This is a genomic window from Candidatus Eisenbacteria bacterium, assembly GCA_035577985.1.
Lineage (GTDB): Bacteria > Desulfobacterota > Binatia > DP-6 > DP-6 > DATJZY01.
Genome location: DATJZY010000050.1, coordinates 1 through 16624, shown reverse-complemented (window position 1 = coordinate 16624; position 16624 = coordinate 1). Strand labels below are relative to the sequence as shown.

The 16624-nt window shown below is 70.6% G+C and carries 15 protein-coding genes; 12 read left to right on the top strand and 3 right to left on the bottom strand.

Features of this window, described 5'->3' with window-relative positions; genetic code table 11:
* Positions 1-56: 56 nt before the first annotated feature.
* A complete protein-coding gene (locus tag VMS22_08170) occupies positions 57-707 on the bottom strand; it encodes a TetR family transcriptional regulator (protein ID HXJ34005.1) in 651 nt (216 codons plus the stop codon).
* 103 nt (positions 708-810) lie between these two features.
* On the opposite strand from VMS22_08170, the gene VMS22_08165 reads away from it, so the two are divergent.
* Genes VMS22_08165 through VMS22_08130 form a run of 8 tightly spaced genes read left to right on the top strand, consistent with a single transcriptional unit; the run spans position 811 to position 10120 of the window.
* A complete protein-coding gene (locus VMS22_08165; protein HXJ34004.1) occupies positions 811-1935 on the top strand; it encodes an LLM class flavin-dependent oxidoreductase in 1125 nt (374 codons plus the stop codon).
* Between the two features lie 15 nt (positions 1936-1950).
* Positions 1951-3399, top strand: a complete 1449-nt coding sequence (locus VMS22_08160; GenBank protein HXJ34003.1) for an aldehyde dehydrogenase family protein — start codon at positions 1951-1953, stop codon at positions 3397-3399.
* Positions 3396-5102 (top strand): amidohydrolase family protein, encoded by a 1707-nt coding sequence (locus tag VMS22_08155; GenBank protein HXJ34002.1) that lies wholly within the window; start codon positions 3396-3398, stop codon positions 5100-5102. The genes VMS22_08160 and VMS22_08155 overlap by 4 nt, the downstream gene beginning before the upstream one ends.
* Positions 5099-6169, top strand: a complete 1071-nt coding sequence (locus VMS22_08150; GenBank protein ID HXJ34001.1) for a Zn-dependent alcohol dehydrogenase — start codon at positions 5099-5101, stop codon at positions 6167-6169. Before VMS22_08155 ends, VMS22_08150 begins: the two co-directional genes overlap by 4 nt.
* Before the next feature lie 11 nt (positions 6170-6180).
* A complete protein-coding gene (locus VMS22_08145) occupies positions 6181-7248 on the top strand; it encodes an amidohydrolase family protein (protein HXJ34000.1) in 1068 nt (355 codons plus the stop codon).
* Between the two features lie 14 nt (positions 7249-7262).
* The gene (locus VMS22_08140; GenBank protein ID HXJ33999.1) at positions 7263-7886 is read left to right on the top strand and encodes an isochorismatase family protein; all 624 of its coding nucleotides are present in this window, start codon (positions 7263-7265) and stop codon (positions 7884-7886) included.
* The gene (locus tag VMS22_08135) at positions 7883-8641 is read left to right on the top strand and encodes an SDR family oxidoreductase (GenBank protein ID HXJ33998.1); all 759 of its coding nucleotides are present in this window, start codon (positions 7883-7885) and stop codon (positions 8639-8641) included. The genes VMS22_08140 and VMS22_08135 overlap by 4 nt, the downstream gene beginning before the upstream one ends.
* A gap of 9 nt (positions 8642-8650) precedes the next feature.
* Entirely contained in the window at positions 8651-10120 is a 1470-nt protein-coding gene (locus tag VMS22_08130; GenBank protein ID HXJ33997.1) for an AMP-binding protein, read from the top strand.
* A gap of 5 nt (positions 10121-10125) precedes the next feature.
* Here the strand turns inward: VMS22_08130 and VMS22_08125 are convergent, their stop codons facing one another.
* Positions 10126-10743 carry a hypothetical protein gene (locus VMS22_08125; GenBank protein ID HXJ33996.1) on the bottom strand — a complete coding sequence of 206 codons (618 nt, stop codon included), beginning with the start codon at positions 10741-10743 and terminating at the stop codon, positions 10126-10128.
* Positions 10744-10847: 104 nt separating this feature from the next.
* On the opposite strand from VMS22_08125, the gene VMS22_08120 reads away from it, so the two are divergent.
* Positions 10848-13265, top strand: a complete 2418-nt coding sequence (locus VMS22_08120) for a hypothetical protein (GenBank protein ID HXJ33995.1) — start codon at positions 10848-10850, stop codon at positions 13263-13265.
* Here VMS22_08120 and VMS22_08115 read toward each other — a convergent pair.
* Positions 13246-14499 (bottom strand): cytochrome P450, encoded by a 1254-nt coding sequence (locus VMS22_08115; protein HXJ33994.1) that lies wholly within the window; start codon positions 14497-14499, stop codon positions 13246-13248. The two genes, VMS22_08120 and VMS22_08115, sit on opposite strands and share 20 nt — an antisense overlap.
* A 152-nt stretch (positions 14500-14651) precedes the next feature.
* Here VMS22_08115 and VMS22_08110 point away from each other — a divergent pair, with 152 nt between their 5' ends.
* The 3 genes from VMS22_08110 to VMS22_08100 form a co-directional block, all read left to right on the top strand.
* Positions 14652-15533, top strand: coding sequence for a DUF2092 domain-containing protein (locus VMS22_08110; protein HXJ33993.1), 882 nt, complete (start codon positions 14652-14654; stop codon positions 15531-15533).
* Positions 15530-16339: a hypothetical protein gene (locus tag VMS22_08105; protein HXJ33992.1), complete on the top strand. Its 810-nt coding sequence runs from the start codon at positions 15530-15532 to the stop codon at positions 16337-16339. The genes VMS22_08110 and VMS22_08105 overlap by 4 nt, the downstream gene beginning before the upstream one ends.
* Positions 16340-16345: 6 nt before the next feature.
* On the top strand, positions 16346-16624 hold a 279-nt coding region (locus VMS22_08100), incomplete at its 3' end, for a hypothetical protein (GenBank protein HXJ33991.1).

Below are 16624 nucleotides of genomic sequence, written 5' to 3'. Positions count from 1 at the left end.
CATCGGCAGACCGGCCGGGTCGTTTGGCTACAGCCGACGCGAAACGATCCGCCGCGTCAGCGCGCGGCGCGCGCGGCGGGACGGGCCGGCGTCTGGTAGAAGCTGCGCTCCACCTGCGCGCGCAGCCGTTGACCGAGCTGCGCGCGGTCGGTCTTCATGCCGCCGGCGACCCAGTCGGCCATGAGCACCTGGTCCATCACCGTGAAGAGCTTCGCGAGGTAGTCGGGATCCTCGTCGATGAACTCGCCGGCACGCGTGCCGCGCCGGAAGATCTCGGCCTGCTCGCGATGGATGTCCTGCCAGCACTGCACCTGGCTCGCCGTCGCGAGGGCGGGGCCGAGCGCCCACGAGACGCCGGAGCGCAGGTGCATGCGGAGGAAATCCGGGTGATCGGCGAAATAGCCGATGAAGCCCTCGATCAGGCGATCGAGCGTCTGGCGGGCCGGGTTGTCCCCGGCGACGATCTCGCGCACGAGCTGCAGGATCTCCTGGCCGCGCTCTTCGAGGAGGGCGGTGAAGAGCTCCGTCTTGCCGGGGAAGATCGCGTAGATGGTCCCCATCGAGAGGCCGGCGCGGGTCGAGATGTCCTGCAGCTTCGCGGCCTCGAAGCCCTTGTCCGCGAAGACCTGCTCGGCGGCTTCGAGGATGTGCTGGCGGTAGACGTCGTTGCGGGCCTTGCGGGCCTCCTCGCGGGGCTTTCGCGCCACGCCTGGGATCTAGCATCGAAAAAACGAGTTGACAACCCAAAACTTCGAATGCTAATTCGACCATCCGAACAGGGCTGCGAAGCCGCGACCAGAAGGAGGCGCCATGGAGTTCGGGATCTTCTCGCAGATGCACTGTCCGGAGTGGGACGACGAGCATTCCCGCTACCACCGCGAGGTCGACATCGCGATCCTGTGCGACCAGGTGGGCTTCAAGTACGACTGGTCGCCCGAGCACCACTTCCTGCAGAACTACTCGCACCAGCCGGCGCCCGAGGTCTTCCTCTCGTTCGTCGCGGCGCAGACCAAGCAGATCCACGTCGGCACGGCGATCACGAACATCACCGCCGCCGTGAACCATCCGGCGCGCGTGGCCGAGCGGATCGCGACCATGGACCATCTCTCGAAGGGCCGCGTCGAGTTCGGGACCGGCCGCGGCTCGTCGTCGGCGGAGTGGGGCGGCTTCGCGATCCCGTCGGCGGCGGAAACCAAGCCCATGTGGCGCGAGTCGCTCGAGCAGATCCCGCGCATGTGGCTGGACGAGCCCTACGAGTTCGAGGGCAAGTACTTCCGGATGCCGAAGCGCAACGTGCTGCCGAAGCCCTACACGCGGCCCCATCCGCCGATGTGGGTCGCCTGCTCGAGCCCGCCGACGTTCATCGAGGCGGGCGAGCTCGGCCTGGGCGCCCTCTGCTTCACCTTCGGCACGCCCAACGAGATCGCGACGCTCGTGCGCGGCTACAAGGACGCGATCAAGCGCTGCAAGAAGCCGATCGGCGGCTACGTCAACGACAACATCGCCGTCACGACGCAGATGTTCTGCCTGCCCGACGGCGACGAGGCACGCCGGATCTTCTCACAGGCGAAGGTCGGCTACTTCACCTCGTGGTTCTTCCACTGGCTCGACTCCATTCCGCGTCCGGCCGGCATGCCGCCCGCGCCAGCGCCGATCAACGTTCCCGACCCGACCCCCGACCAGCTGAAGGCGGGGCTCGCGAACGGCGGACGCCAGATCGGCTCGCCCGAGGAGATCGCCGCCGTCATCCGGATGTACGAGGAGCTGGGCGTCGACCAGCTGATCTACGCCCCGTTGACGTTGACGCTCGACCAGAAGTACGTGCGGGATTCGATCGAAACGTTCGGGAAGCACGTGCTTCCGAAGTTCGACAGGGATCCCGTCCACAGCACGACCCGGCAGCGGCAGGCACAGGTGAAGTCCAAGGCGGCGTGAGCCGTCGTCCGCACGATGGGTGTTTCCGTCTACGACAAGGTGTTGATCGGCGGCACGTGGGTGCCCGCCGAGGGCGGCACCTATCCGATCGTCGACCCGGCGACCGAGGAGGTCGCCGGGCGCGCGCCGCAGTGCTCGGTCGCACAGGTCGAGGCGGCGGCGCGAGCGGCCCGCGCGGCGTTCGGACCGTGGTCCCGTCTCTCCGGAGTCGAGCGCGGCGCGCTGCTCGCCCGGGCGGCGAAGAAGTTCCGCGACGAGATGAGGTCGCTCGTCGATCTCACGATCGCCGAGACGGGCGCCGTGCGCGGCGTCGCCGAGGCGCAGCAGGTGGGCGCCGTGCCGCTGCGGCTCGAGAAGTACGCCGACCTGGCTGCGCGCCTGCCCCAGGAGACGTTCCCGCCGCGCGAGATGGGCGCGACGGTGCAGGCGGGGATCGCCGTCCACGAGCCGCTGGGCGTGGTCGCGTGCATCACGCCCTCGAACTTCCCGATGACCAACTGCGCCGGCAAGATCGGCCCCGCGCTCGCGTGCGGCAACACCGTGGTCGTGAAGCCGGCGCCCGTGGATCCCCTGGGCGTCGCCGAGCTGTGCCGGATCGTGAACGAGGTCCTGCCTCCCGGCGTGGTGAACTTCGTATGCGGATCGGGACCGGAGGTCGGCGAGGCGCTCGTGGCCGCGCCCGACGTCGACATGATCTCGTTCACGGGCAGTACGGGCGTCGGCCTGAAGATCCAGGAGGTAGCGTCGCGGCGCTTGAAGCGCACGCTCCTCGAGCTCGGCGGCAAGTCGCCGCAGATCGTGTTCGCCGACGCGGATCGCGAGAAGGCCCTGCGCGGCGCGACCCAGGTGTGGACGTTCCACTCGGGGCAGATCTGCATCGCGGGGACGCGCCTGCTCGTCGAGCGGTCGATCTACGACGAGTTCACGCAGGCCATGGTCGCCATGGCAGGGCGCGTGAAGATCGGCGATCCACGCGAGCCGGGCACGGTGATGGGCCCGCTCGTCTCCGCGGCCCAGCGCGATCGCGTCGAGCGCTTCATCAAGAGCGGCCTCGACGAGGGCGCGACGCTTGCCTGCGGCGGCAAGCGGCCCGCGCACCTGCCGAAGGGCTACTACGTCGAGCCGACACTCTTCACGCACGCCACCAACGCCATGACGATCGCGCGCGAGGAGATCTTCGGCCCGGTCGTGACCGCGATCCCGTTCGACGACGAGGCGCAGGCGATCGCGCTCGCGAACGATTCGGACTACGGTCTCTACGGCTACGTGTGGACCGGCGACAGCGCGCGCGGCCTGCGCGTCGCCCGGGCGCTGCGCACCGGCACGATCCAGGTGAACAACTCCGGCGGCATGAATCCCGATGCCCCGTTCGGCGGCTACAAGCTCTCGGGCATCGGGCGCGACGGCGGCCTGTATGCGATCGACGCGTACAGCGAACGCAAATACATCGGGTGGACGGCATGAGCTTCGATACGATCATCAAGAACGGCACGGTGGTGGACGGCTCCGGCCTGCCCAAGCGGGTGGCCGACGTCGGCATCAAGAACGGGACGATCACGGACATCGGGCGCCTCTCGGGCGCCAAGGAGACGATCGACGCCGACGGGCTCGTCGTCATGCCCGGCATCGTCGACGCGCACACGCACTACGATCCGCAGGTGACCTTCGAGGGGCACGCCACGTCGTCGTGCTTCCACGGCGTCACGTCGGTCATCGCGGGCAACTGCGGTTATTCGATCGCGCCCTGCAAGCCCGGCGACCGCGAGTGGGTGATGAAGCTCTTCGCGCAGGTCGAGGGTATGACGCCGTCGGTGCTCGAGCAGGGGTTGCCGTGGGACTGGGACAGCTTCCCGCAGCTGCTCGACGTGCTCGATCGCCGGCTCGGCGTCAACGTCGGCATCTACGTCGGCCACTCGGCGATCCGCCGCTACGTCATGGGCGAGGCGGCCTCCGAGCGCGAGGCGACGGCGGCCGAGATCCAGCAGATGGCGACGCTCGTCCGCGACGCCATGCGGGCGGGCGCGGCCGGGTTCACGTCGTCGAAGTCGCCGACCCACGTCGATCACCTGAAGCGCCCGGTTCCGTCGCGGAAGGCGTCGTTCGAGGAGATCAAGACGCTCGCGGCCGCGGCCGGCGAGGGCGGGGCGGGCAGCATCGGCTACCTCGCCGAGACGGCCGTCCAGGGCTATACCGCCGACGACCGCCAGCGCATCGTCGACCTCGCGCTCGCCTCGGGCCTGCCCGTCGTCGTCCAGGGCATGGGGTATCGTCCCGGGCAGAAGGAGAGGTGGGACGACCAGGTCGGTTTCTTGAACGATGCGCGCGCCAAGGGCGCGGCCGTGTACTCGATGCTCCGCTCGCAGCCGTTCATGCGTCCATTCAACTGGCGCCGCGGGACGTCGCTCTTCGAGGGCTGCTTCGCGTGGCGCGAGCTCTCCGACATGACGGCGGAGCAGCGGCTCGCGGCGTTCAAGGACCAGGGCTTCCGCAAGAAGCTCGCGGCCGACTGGGACGCACCCAACACCGATGCGAAGCGCGGCTCGACGCTGCCCCCGCCGCGCCAGACGCAGGTGTTCGTCGACAAGTCGCCCTCCAACCGGGCGGCCGAAGGGAAAAGCCTCGGCGAGCTCGCCAAGGCGAAGGGCGTGCATCCCGTCGAGATCATGTGCGATCTCGTCGTCGCCGACGGGCTCGACACGCAGCTCGTCTACAACTCCGAGGGTCCGGAGTGGATCGCCGCCAACGGCGAGTCGCAGAGGAACCCGCACATGATCGTCGGCACGGGCGACGGCGGCGCGCACGCCGACCGTGACGACGGCGCCGAGTGGTCGACCTACTTCCTGCGCTCGTGGGTCCTCGACCGCCAGCACTACACGTTGGAAGAGGGCGTGCGCCGCATCACGCATCTGCCGGCGATGATCTGCGGCATCCCGCTGCGCGGCCTGCTCGCTCGCGGCTATCACGCCGACGTGATGCTCTTCGATCCCGCGAAGCTCCGCCTCGGCAAGAAGGGTCTCGTGAACGACATGCCGGGGGGCGAGGCACGCTGGCAGGTGAAGCCCGAGGGTGTCGTGCGCGTGATCGTCAACGGCCAGACGATCGTCGAGAACGGAGAGCTCCGGAAGGGCACGCCGGGCCGCGTGCTCCGGATCGGGAACAAGGCGTGAAGGCAGCCGTCTACTTCGGGAACGGGAAGCCCGTTTCGATCGAGGACGTCCGGGTGAAGGAGCCCGGGCACGGCGAGGTGCGCGTTACCATCAAGGCGGCGGGCCTGTGCCACTCCGACGTGAGCGTTCTCGACGGCACGATCCCGTATCCGGTGCCGGTCGTGCTCGGACACGAGGGGGCGGGCGTCGTCGAGTCGATCGGCTCGGGTGTGACGAGCCTCAAGGAGGGCGATACCGTCATCCTCTCCACCCTCGCGCACTGCGGGCGCTGCGTCGCGTGCGAGTCGTCGCGTCCGACCCAGTGCCGGAACGCCCCGTCCCCGAAGGACTCGGTGCCGTTCTTCGTCGGCGGCAAGCCGGCCTTCCAGTTCGCCAACACGTCCACCTTCACGGAGCTGACGCTCGTGCGCGAGCAGTCGGCGATCCCGTTCGATCCGAAGGTGCCGTTCGATCGCGCGTGTCTCATCGGGTGCGGCATCATGACGGGCGTCGGTGCGGTGCTGAACCGCGCCCGGGTCGAGCCCGGCTCGAGCATGGTGGTCTTCGGGGTCGGGGGCATCGGGCTCAACTGCGTGCAGGGCGGCGTCCTCGCGGGGGCCTCACGCATCATCGCCGTCGACGTGAACCCGCAGAAGCTCGAGCTCGCGCGGACGTTCGGGGCGACGGACGTGATCGACGGCGGCAAGGAGAACGCGCTCGAGAAGGTACGCGATCTCACGCGCGGCGGCGCCGACTACAGCTTCGAGTGCGTCGGCAACCTCGGGCTCATCCAGACGGCGCTCGATGCGCTCGCGCCCGGCGGCACGCTCGTCATCGTCGGCGTGCCGAAGCTCGGCTCGAAGTTCGAGTTCCCGGTTCACACCATCTACAACAACAAGGCCATCCTCGGCTGCCGCTACGGTGCGGCGCGACCGCGCAAGGACTTCGCGATGCTGGCGGACCTCTATCTCGCGGGGCGCCTCAAGATCGACGAGCTCATCACGAGCCACTACGCGCTCGACGACTTCCAGCGCGCGCTCGACGACCTCCACCACGGGCACCTCGCGCGCGGCGTATTCCAGCTTTAGGAGAAACGACCATGGGAAAGTTCGGCTATCACGTCATCGACGCAGACGGGCACGGCGGCGACCTGCCCGACTGGCAGGCGCGCATTCCCGCCGAGTTCCAGCCCAAGTGGGAGGAGCGCAAGGCGAAGATCGCCAAGCAGTTCGCCAACCTCGTCGGCGTCGGCGTGAAGGAGACCAAGGGCAAGGCGCACACCGACGCGGGCCAGCGCGCGGGCATGACGGATCCGAAGGCGCGCCTCGAGGACATGGACCTCGAAGGCATCGACCAGACGGTGATGTTCCCGGGCGGCGCGGGCGAGGAGTGGGCCGGGCTCGATCGCGGCTTCGCGGTCGCGCTCTGCCGGACGCTCAACGACGCGCGTGCGGAGTTCCTGCGCTACGATCCGAAGCGCCTGAAGTCGGTCGCGAAGCTGCCGATGATCGACGCCGAGGCGGCGGCGGCCGAGCTGCGCCGGTGCGTCGGCGAGCACGGCATGGTCGGCATGGTGACGCCGCAGCACATCCGCGAGCGCAACCTGGATCACCCGAGCTTCGACGTCGTGTGGAAGACGGCGCAGGACCTGGGTGTCGCCGTGTGCGTGCACGGCGGCGGGCAGGCGATCGACCAGGTGCCGCTCGGCGTCGACCGCTGGAAAACGCGCCTCGAGGTGCACGCGTTCACCCACCCGGTCGGACAGATGGCCGCCGTCATGGCGTTCACGGTGGGCGGCATCCTGCACCGCTTCCCGAAGCTGCGCGTGGCCTTCCTCGAAGCCAACACGGGCTGGCTCCCGTTCTGGCTCGAGCGGCTCGACGAGCACTGGGAGCTGACGCCAGAGCAGGCGCCGAACATCGACCGCAAGCCGTCCGAGTACTTTCTGTCGGGCCGCTGCTTCATCGGCATGGATCCGGGCGAGCCCGACGCGTCGTGGGTGGTGAAGCGGCTCGGCGAGGACGTCGTCGCGTACGCGTCGGACTACTACCACTGGGACTGCGCGTTCCCGGACACGGTGAAGATCGTGGCCGAGCGGACCGACCTGTCGTCCTCGGCGAAGAAGAAGATCCTCGAGACGAACCCGCGGCGTCTCTACAATCTCTGAGCGCCGGCGCGGACGTGCCGGTCGACCTGAAGGCGCTCCTCGATCCCCGTACGACGGCGCTCCTCATGATGGAGTGTCAGGAGGGGATCATCGGCGGCGCCGGAAAGCTCGGCGCGCTCGGCGAGGCCGTCGCGCGCCACGGCACCGTCGGACAGATCGCGCGCGTCCTCGCCGCGGCGCGGCTCGCGAAGGTCCCGGCCTTCCACTGCACGATGGCGCGACGGCCCGACGGCGGCGGCGCGGTCGTGAACTGCCTGCTCCTCGCCGCGACCAAGAAGTCGTCGGGACCCGGTCTCCTGCCGGGCTCGGCTCAATGGAAGCCGGTCGCGGAGCTGGCGCCGGTCGAGAGCGACTACGTGCTGGCGCGCTACCACGGCATCAGCCCGTTCCACGGCACGGAGCTGGACCAGCTGCTGCGCAACCTCGGCGTCCGGACCGTCGTCGCGACCGGCGTGTCGGTCAACGTCGGCGTCCTGGCGATGACGATCGAGGCGGTGAACGCCGGCTACCAGGTGGTGATCCCGCGCGAGGCCGTCGCGGGAACGCCCGACGATTACGTCGACGCCGTCATGCAACACACTCTCAGATTGCTCGCGACGATCGCGCCCGTCGGCGAGGTGGTGGAGGCCTGGCGATGAGGTTCAAGGACCGCGTAGCGTTCGTCACGGGCGCCGGATCGGGCATCGGCCGCGCCACCGCGCAGCTATTCGCCGCCGAGGGCGCCCACGTCTTCGGCGTCGACGTCGATCGCGACGGCCTCGCGGCCACGATCACGCACGTCCGCGGCGAAGGCGGCACGGCGGACGGCACGCACTGCGACGTCGCCGATACGGCGTCGGTCGACGCGGCGGTCGCGAAGTGCGTGGCGACCTTCGGGGGACTCTCCGTGCTCGCGAACGTCGCCGGCATCGGCGGCTTCTCGCGCTTCGAGGAGATCGACGAGGCGACCTGGCAGCGCACGATCGCCGTGAACCTCACCGGACCCTTCCACACCATCCGGGCGGCGCTGCCCCACCTCTTGAAGCCGCCGGTCGGCAGCGTGGTGAACGTATCGTCCACCGCCGGCGTGCGCGGGACGGCGTATGCGGCGGCCTACGCCGCCTCGAAGGCGGGGCTCCTCAACTTCACCCGCACGCTCGCGCTCGAGTTCGCGTCGCGCGACCTGCGCTTCAACTGCGTGTGCCCGGGGGGCGTCCGCACGCCGCTCATCGCGAAGATGTTCGTGCGGCGCGACGATCTGGAGCAGAACCTCATCAACTACTCGGCGCCGCCGAAGCTCGGGAACATGGCGGATCCGATCGACATCGCGCGCGTGATCGCGTTCCTCGCCTCGGACGACGCCCGCATGGTGAACGGGGTCGGCCTCCTCGCCGACGGCGGCGCGCTCGCGTAGAACGCTCCCATGCTCCTCGAGGTGCTCGCCGGCCACGTGCGGGATCGTGGCGCGCGGCCGTTCCTGCGCCACGCGGGCCGCAGCGTCTCGTACGCGGAGTTCGACCGCCTGACGAACCGCGCCGCGAACGCGCTCGCGGCGCGCGGGGTCGTGAAGGGCGACCGCGTGACCCTCGCGCACGGCAACGCGATCGACTACGTCGTGGCCGCGATCGGGGTCCTGAAGGCGGGTGCGATCCTCAATCCCGTGAACCCGGCCCTCGGGGCCGCGGAGCTCTCGTACGTGCTCGATCACGCCGACCCGCGCGTCGTCGTGACCGATGCGGGGAGCGACGAGAAGCTGCGCGCGCTCGGCCGCGCGACGGTGCTCGGCGCCGCGCTCGTGGAGGGCGCCCATCTGGCCGACGAGACGCCGCCCGCCGCGCGCATCGGGCCCGGCGACTACTCGACGCTCCTCTACACCTCCGGCACGACCGGCAAGCCGAAGGGCGTCCTCTTCACCCACTCGCGGACGGGCACGAGCGGCACGCACTTCATCGAACGGCTCGGCCTCACGCCCGACGACACGATCCTCGCGGTGACACCGCTCTTCCACGGCAACGCCTGGGGCGCCGTGACGACGGCGCTCTACGCGGGAGGCACGGCGGCCTTCGCGAAGCAGTTCAGCGCGAGCGAGTTCTGGCCCCTCGTGCACGAGGTGCGCGCGACGGTCGTGTACACGCTCGGCACGGTGCTGGCGATGCTGCTGACGCGCGAGCCCTCGGATCTGGAGCGGCGGAATCCCCTGCGCGTCATCCTCGGCCTCGGCGCGGCGCCGATCCGGGAGCGCGTCGTCGAGCGCTTCGGCGTGCAGGCGGTGCTCGAATGCTTCGGCTCGACCGACGCGGGCGTCGTCACGATCGAGCCGCTCGGCGCGACGCCGCGCCCCGGATCATGCGGGCCCGCCGTGCCCGGCGTCGAGATCCGCGTCGTCGATGACGCGGGCCGCCCGCTCGCGCCGCGCGCGGTCGGGGAGATCGCCGTGAAGTCGCCGGCGATGATGGCCGCCTACTACAAGGACCCGGAGGAGACGGCGAAGGCGCTCCGCGACGGGTGGTTCCATTCGGGCGATCTCGGCTGGCTCGACGAGGACGGCTGGCTCTACTTCGTCGATCGCAAGCGCGACGTCATCCGGCGCGGCGGCGAGAACGTGTCGTCGGTCCTGGTCGAGAAGACGCTCCGCGAGCACCCGAAGGTGACCGAGGTCGCCGTGATCGGAGTGCCCGACCCGGTGCTCGGGCAGGAGATCAAGGCCTTCGTCGTGACCAGCGCGCCGGTGTCCGCCGACGAGCTGCGGGCGTTCGCGGCCGAGCGGCTGGCGAAGTTCCAGGTGCCGCGCCTGTGGGAGTTCCGCGACGCGCTCCCGAAGACGCCGACGCAGCGGGTGGAGAAGTACAAGCTGCGCGAGAGCGGCGGGGGCGGCGGGCCGCTGCTCGGGTGACTGCGCTAGGTGAGGCCGCGAACCGAGGCGACCACGCCGATGTCGGCGAACGTCGCCGAACGCGATCCGGGGAACACCAGGCACGAGACCCGTACGTTGTACGTGTCGCCGACCACGAACGCGGGGAACGCGTCGTTGAGGAAGAGTTCCGTGAACGGAGAGTCGGCGATGGCGATCGTCACGTAGCCGCCGCCGTTGATCGAGCGCTCGAGCACGCATTCGAGCGTACCGGTCGCGGCATTCGTCACGACGTGCGCCGTCACCTGGAACACGGTCGTGGTCGCCGGGTTCGTGATGGGCCCGTACCACGCGCCTCCCGAGGCCGCCGGCGCGTCGGCCGCGTTCGTGGCGGCGACCGCCGTCAGAGTCGCGCCGAGCGGGACGTTCCCTACCGTCTGGCCCAGCGTGATGAGGCCCGCCCCGGGGGGTCCCGGCGCGCCCGAGTCCCCCTTGTCGCCCTTCGGCCCCTCGAGACCGAGCGCGACCGGATCGATCGCCGTCTCCTTGGGCTTGCACGCCTCGCGCAGCTTCACCGCGCCCTTCTTGGTCGCGCAGAGCACCACCGCGTCCGCGACCGCGGCGAAGCACGCGAGCAGCATCGTGAGCCCGAGCATCGTCCGCATCATCACCACCTCCCCATGCTCGCGTGTAGACGACGCGGGGCGGGTTGGCAACGCGCACATTTCCCTTGACGCTGCCGCCTCGCGGGGCGATGCATTGAGGACCGATGCGCGCGAGCGTCGTCCTGCTCCTGGCGGCCGTTCTTTCGTCGCCTGCGTACGCGCTCCATCAGGAGTCGCCGGGCGCCCTGCGCCTCACGAGCGGTCCCGCGCACCAGACCTCGTCGGGCACCGCGTGGGGCAACTGGATCGCGTTCGTGTCGACCGAGGACCTCGCCGGCATCGGCGCCGCGCGCGTTCCGGGCCCACAGGTGTTCGTCTTCAACATCGCCTACTACGACTGCGCCCAGGGCACGACGCTGCCGACGACGCCGTGCCCGCCCGCCGGCACGCCCTTCCTCATCCAGGCGAGCAACGGCGTCGGGGCGCCCGCGAACCCGAGCGTCTCGAAGCCGCCGTCGGGCAGCACGAACGAGCGCGACGTGTGGGTGGCGTTCGATGCGCTCGGCTCGTACAACGCGAACGCCGGTGCGCCGGCGGCACGCCGGCAGGTCTTCATGCGCCATCTGTCGACGAGCGAGCTCGTCCAGGTGACGGCGGCCGGCGACGGCGACAGCACGCATCCGTCGCTCTCCGGCATCGCGGGCGTGGTCGTCTTCGAGTCGACCGCGATGCTCGCCGGCTTCCCGAATCCGAGCGGGGCCTCACAGGTCTACCTCTTCGAGCGGACCACGAACGTCATGCGCCAGCTGAGCCTCGGCCCGGGGCCGGCGAGCGTCGTGCCGCAGGGCCCGAGCCGGAGCGCGATTCCGAACGAGGGGGGTGGCGGCATCGCGTTCGAGTCGAGCGCCGACATCCTCGGGAGCGGCGCCGACACGGGCGTCCCCCAGATCTTCTGGGCCGACTACGACCGCACCACGCACGTCTCGACGCTGCGGCAGTTGACCGACGGCAACGGCGCGAGCCGGAACCCGGTGGTCGGCGATACGCCGCGCGCCGTCGTGTTCGATTCGCTCGCGACCGACCTTCCAGGCACGAGCGGCGAGCCCGGGCGTCAGGTCTATCGCATCGCGGTCACCGATCCGCAGTCGCCGATCGTGGAGCACGTCACCGCGACCTCGCTGTTCGGCAATTGCAGCGATCCGGCGCTCGATCCCGACGGCACGCGCGTCGCGTTCGTGTGCGACGGCGACCCGCTGCAGAACGCCACCGCCGGCGCGCGCCTGTTCGTCCTCGACCAGACGACCACGGTGCTCTACCAGATCACGGGGCTCGGCACCGTGACCGGCCGGCCGGCGGGGAACCTCGGACAGTGGTTCGTCGCGTTCGCGACCTCGAGCGACCTCACCGCGACTGGCGCCTGCACGACCCAGATCCACGTCGTCGACTACTTCGCCGGGCATTGGGCCGCCGCGTCGCTGCTCGGGCAGTTCCCCGCCGACGTGACGCCCGAGAACGCCTGCGGCGGCAACTGCACGACGCCGGCCGACTGCGACGACGGGAATCCGTGCAACGGCGTCGAGACCTGCGGCCCGAACGGCCTGTGCGTGCACGGCACGCCGGTCGTCTGCAGCGACGGCAACGCGTGCAACGGCGTCGAGACCTGCAACGCGGCCACGGGGACGTGCGTCCCGGGCACTCCGCTCGCGTGCAACAACGGCAACCCCTGCGACGGCGTCGAGACGTGCGCGCCGGCCACCGGATGCCGTCCGGGCACGCCGATCGTGTGCGGGGACGGCAACGCCTGCAACGGAGCCGAGACCTGCAACCCCGCGACCGGCACGTGCGTTCCGGGGACGTCGCTCGTCTGCAACGACGGCAATCCCTGCACCGACGACGCGTGCGTTCCGGCGCAGGGCTGCGTCTTCACGAGCAACACGGCGCCGTGCGACGACGGGGACGCCTGTACGCTGGGCGACGCGTGCAGCGGCGGCTCCTGTCGTGGCGTGCCGCTCTCGTGCCCGACCTGCCAGCACTGCGATCCGAGCTCGGCCGCCTGCGTCCTCGGCCCGCGCACGACGTGCGACGGCGCTGCCGCCGGGATGCGTTCGACGCTCCGCATGCGCAAGGCGCCGGTCGCGACCGGCGATGCGTTCGTGTGGAAGTGGAAGCGCCCGGGCGCCGCGCCGGGGGCCTTCGGCGATCCGCTCACCAGCGACGACTACGCGCTCTGCATGTACGACGGAGCGGGCGGGCTCGTCCTTCGCAGCGACGCGCCGGCGGGCGCCACCTGCGGCGCGGCGAGCTGCTGGCGCGCGAAGGCGGGCTCGGGCTTCCTGTATCGCGACCCCGCGGGTGTTCCGACCGGGCTCGCGCGCCTGCTCTTGAAGGCGAAGCTCGGCGGCGGCACGAAGCTCGCCGCGAAGGGACGGGGCGCGAACCTCGCCCTGCCGTCGCCCTCGTCGATCGCACTGCCGCTGCGCGCGCAGCTCCAGGCGACCGGCGATGCGTGCTGGGAAGCGATCTACGACGGGCCGGCCGTCCTGCAGCAGGACGCCACCCAGCTCAAGGCGAAGTTGCCCTGATCCGCCAGCGCATCGGCGCGTGCTTGATGCCGCCGACGAAGCTCGACCGCACGCGCTCCACGGGGCCCGCGAGCTCGCAGTGCTCGAGGCGCCGGGCCAGCTGCCCGAAGGCATGGTGCAGCTCGAGCCGGGCCAAGTGCGAGCCCAGGCACAGGTGCTCGCCCATCCCGAAGCCGATGTGCGGATTCGGGTCGCGATCGATCCGGAAGGCGAACGGATCCGGAAAGACGTCCTCGTCGCGGTTGGCCGACGGGTAGAACAGGCAGACCGCCTGGCCCGTGCGGATGGTCTTGCCGCGCAGCGCGTAGTCGCGCGTCGCCGTGCGTGCGAACTGGATCACGGGCGTCGTCCAGCGCACCGTCTCTTCGACGGCCGTGTCGAGGAGCGCCGGATTGCGGCGGAGCTTCTCCCACTCGGCCGGATGGTCGAGGAAGGCGAGGAGGCCGCCCGTCATCGCGTTGCGCGTGGTCTCGTTGCCGGCCACGACGAGCAGCAGGTAGTAGGAGAGGAGCTCGACCGGGTCGAGGGGCTTGCCCTCGACCTGGCCGTTCGCGACGACGCTCACGATGTCCTCGCGCGGCTGCCGCCGCCGCTCGCGCGACATCGCGTCGAAGTACTGGAAGAGCTCGATGCGCGCGCCCTCGATCGTCTTCTCGGCGGACCCCTCGCGCTGGTACTCGGGATCCTCCGGCGCGATCACCTCGTTGGTCCAGCGGAAGAGCAGGGCGCGGTCGCTCTCCGGCACGCCGAGCATCTCCGCGATCACCGCGATCGTGATCGGCGCCGAGACGTCGCGCACGAAGTCGCCGCCGCCCTGCGCGGCCGCCGCGTCGAGCACCTCGCGCGTGATGCGCTCGACCTTCTCCTCGAGCGCGCCCACCGCGCGCGGCGTGAACTGCTTGCTCGAGACGTTGCGGTACCGGCCGTGGTCCGGCGGATCCATGTTGAGCAGATGGCGGCTCGTCTGCTCCGGCGGCGGCGGCACGTTCTTGTTGAAGGCGGCGAGGCGCGGCGCGTTGAGGAAGACGCGCGGCTGGGTCGAGAGCCAGGTGACGTCGGCGTGCTTCGCGATCGACCAGAAGGGCTCGTAGTCGGCGTGCTCGGTCCAGTGCACGGGGTCGTTGCGGCGGAGCCACGCCCACTCGCGGAACGGGTAGCCGTTCGCCGCATAGTGTGCGGGCGAGATCACGTCGAGGCGCGACGGATCCGGATCCAGCGAAGCGGTCGTGCCCATGACGCTTCCTCGACAAGCCCTCGCGAACACTAGGTGAGCCCTCCCTCGGCTGCGAATTCCCGCCTGCGCAGGGGGGCTGGACGCCGGGGCCCGATCGGAGCGAGGATGTGCGCGCGAGTTGCACGCGCGATCGCGCGATAGGATCCGACCGCATGCGAAGGGGAAGCGCTGGATGGGCCGCGATCGCGCTCGCGGCAGTGGCTGCGGCCTGGCTCGCGTGGCCCGTCGCGGGCGCCGAGGAGAAGTCGGCCGCGCCCGCGCCGTCCGGTTCCGAGAGCGCGTCGCCGGTCGCGCCGCCGGCACCCGGTGGAGCGACCGCTCCCGACGAGGCGCTCGATCCCGACGCCGTCGACGTGCTGCGGAAGATGGTGAAGGCGCTGACGGAGGCGCAGACCTTGCGACTGAGTGTCGACGAGGAGTACGACGCCCTCCAATCCGACGGCGAGACCTTCTCGTTCGGCAAGTCGGCGAACCTGCTCCTGCGTCGGCCGGACCGGCTGCGCGTCGAGGGTGCGGACCGCGCGGGCAACGACCGCCTCTGGACCTACGACGGCAAGCAGCTCACCGTCTACGACTCGGACCGCAACGTCTTCGCGGCGGTGGCGCAGAGCGGCAACATCGACGCGGTCATGGACTTCCTGCGCGACGAAGTCGGCATGAAGCTGCCGCTCGCGCCGCTGTTCTCGCTCGATCTGCGCGCGCTGCTGCTCGAGAACGTGACGACCGCCACCTTCGTCGACGAGGAGGTGCTCGACGGCGTCGAGCTCGATCACATCGCCTTCCAGTACGGCGACGGCATCGGCGTGCAGCTGTGGATCCCGCGCGAGGGCGACGCGCTTCCGCGTCGGATGGTGATGACCTTCGAGGACGCGCGCGGCCGGCCGCAGTTCCGGGCCGACTTCCGCGAGTGGGACCTCAAGACGAAGATCAAGGACTCGGCCTTCCATTTCGACGCGCCGAAGGGCGCGCGCGCCGTGCCCTTCGTGCTGCCGAAGCGCACGCCGGCCGGGACGACCGGAGAGCCGCCGCGATGATGGACGCGCGCCGACGGTGGTGGGGGCTCGGGGCCGTGCTGCTCGCGCTCGGCTTCCTGGCCTTCGTGGCGACCGAGGTGTTCGCGCGCGGCGGCGGCGGTCGCGGGGGCGGCGGCGGCGGTCGCGGAGGCGGAGGCTTCGGGGGCGGCGGTCGCTCCATCTCGCGGTCGAGCCCCGCGTCCGGAGGTCTCGGCTCGATGCAGCGATCGCGCAGTCCCAGCCGCGGCTATTCCTCGGCGACGCGCCCGTCGTCGCGCGACTACGGCGCGGGCACGCGCGACTACGGCGCGAACCAGCCATCGACCGGGCGTCCGGTCGCGCCTTCGACGCAACCCGGCGCGGGGACCACCCGGCCGGGCGCGCCGACGACCCGTCCCGGCGCGGGCGGCACCGGCGATCGCGGCCAGGCCGCCGGCGATCGCCAGCAACAACGCCAGGACGCCGCCTCCGATCGCATGAACCAGCGCGATACGAGTCGCGACGAGGCGCGCGAGGACTGGCAGCAGCACCTCGACAACGCGCGCGAGGATCGCCAGGACTACTGGGAGAACTACGACTGGGACGAGGTCCACGTCCACGACGACGACGAGTTCGACTGGCACTCGGGCACCTGGATCGTGATCACGACGGGCACCGCGATCACCTACTCGGCGTTCAGCACCATGCAGCAGCAGCCGGCCTGCAACTTCTTCCAGACCGAGGTGAACGGCACGGTGTACTACCGCTGCGGCAGCACCTGGTACATCGAAGCGGTCACCGCCGGCGAGGTCCGCTACGTCGCCGTGGAGCCGCCGCCGGGCTACTAGCTCCGCGTGACCTCGGGCTCGCGCATGCCAGCGCTCTCGCCGACCCGACTTCCTGCGTTCTTGCTATGCGCGGTCGCGCTGACCCAGATCTGGCTCGCGCACCACGCGGACCTCTCGCCGTGGAGCGGCGGCGGCTTCGGGATGTTCTCGTCGACGGACGTCTTCGCCCGGCGTCACCTGCACGCGTGGCTCGTCGCGCCGGGCTTCCGCCAGGAGCTCGACGTGCCGCGCGGCCTGCGCGAGGACATGCGGCGCGTGCTGGCGCTGCCGACCGACGCGCGCCTG

What these genes read in the sequence shown, in the direction of transcription:
- VMS22_08165 (HXJ34004.1), top strand. Translation starts at nt 811, where the DNA reads ATGGAGTTCGGGATCTTCTCGCAGATGCACTGTCCGGAGTGGGACGAC.
- VMS22_08160 (HXJ34003.1), top strand. Translation starts at nt 1,951, where the DNA reads ATGGGTGTTTCCGTCTACGACAAGGTGTTGATCGGCGGCACGTGGGTG.
- VMS22_08155 (HXJ34002.1), top strand. Translation starts at nt 3,396, where the DNA reads ATGAGCTTCGATACGATCATCAAGAACGGCACGGTGGTGGACGGCTCC.
- VMS22_08145 (HXJ34000.1), top strand. Translation starts at nt 6,181, where the DNA reads ATGGGAAAGTTCGGCTATCACGTCATCGACGCAGACGGGCACGGCGGC.
- VMS22_08135 (HXJ33998.1), top strand. Translation starts at nt 7,883, where the DNA reads ATGAGGTTCAAGGACCGCGTAGCGTTCGTCACGGGCGCCGGATCGGGC.
- VMS22_08130 (HXJ33997.1), top strand. Translation starts at nt 8,651, where the DNA reads ATGCTCCTCGAGGTGCTCGCCGGCCACGTGCGGGATCGTGGCGCGCGG.
- VMS22_08125 (HXJ33996.1), bottom strand. Translation starts at nt 10,743, where the DNA reads ATGCGGACGATGCTCGGGCTCACGATGCTGCTCGCGTGCTTCGCCGCG.
- VMS22_08120 (HXJ33995.1), top strand. Translation starts at nt 10,848, where the DNA reads ATGCGCGCGAGCGTCGTCCTGCTCCTGGCGGCCGTTCTTTCGTCGCCT.
- VMS22_08115 (HXJ33994.1), bottom strand. Translation starts at nt 14,499, where the DNA reads ATGGGCACGACCGCTTCGCTGGATCCGGATCCGTCGCGCCTCGACGTG.
- VMS22_08110 (HXJ33993.1), top strand. Translation starts at nt 14,652, where the DNA reads ATGCGAAGGGGAAGCGCTGGATGGGCCGCGATCGCGCTCGCGGCAGTG.
- VMS22_08105 (HXJ33992.1), top strand. Translation starts at nt 15,530, where the DNA reads ATGATGGACGCGCGCCGACGGTGGTGGGGGCTCGGGGCCGTGCTGCTC.